General features: G+C 53.5%; 1 protein-coding gene. It reads left to right on the top strand.

Annotation, left to right across the window (positions count from 1 at the left end):
• Positions 1–722: formylglycine-generating enzyme family protein (locus ACR0JB_RS21810; RefSeq protein ID WP_480790299.1), on the top strand; the 722-nt coding region annotated here is incomplete at both ends.

Raw genomic sequence — 722 nt, 5'->3', positions numbered from 1 at the left:
TCCGGCCATTGGTAAAGATGAACGACCGTTGCATCGCGTTGAAATCGATATTCCCATCGCCATGGCGCGCAACGAAATCACCTATGATCAATGGATGGCTTGTGTCCACGATGGCGGGTGCGGCGGGTATTCTCCAAACAATGTGATCTTAAAACTAAATGAGAACCGGAAGCACGTCAGAATCCCAGTGTACGACGACCATCCCGTTGTCAACGTGTCCTATCTTGATGCGCAGGCCTATGTCGAATGGCTCAACGAAAAGGTTGGCGTTCAAGCTTACAGGTTACCCACCGAGGCAGAGTGGGAATATGCAGCCCGAGCAGGAACGCAGACACGTTTTGCGCAAGGGGATGAGCTGACATCTGAGCAAGCGAATTTCTATGGGCGCGGAACGGAACGACTAAGCGGCGTTCCGCGGCCGGATTTGCTCTCTCGGATGCTTCCAGTTCCGGTGGACGAATTGGATGCGGCCAACGAATGGGGGCTACGGCATATGTCTGGGAACGTCAACGAACAGACGCGGTCCTGCTACACCAATGAATATGCTGGCTGGTCCACCTCAAGTGAATGGTTGCACCAAAGCGAAGTTGAGAGTTGTAAGCGCGTATCTCGAGGGGGTGCATTCAACACAGGAATGGACTCAGTCCGCGTGGCGTCTCGAGGCTCAGGATCTGAAACTCATCGTAGCCAGTATTCCGGTTTTCGCGTTGTTCGCCAAATGA

The sequence above is a fragment of the Ruegeria sp. BI7 genome, assembly GCF_056537925.1.
Note: the sequence above shows the minus strand (reverse complement) of the source record. Positions and strands in the feature narration are given on the sequence as shown.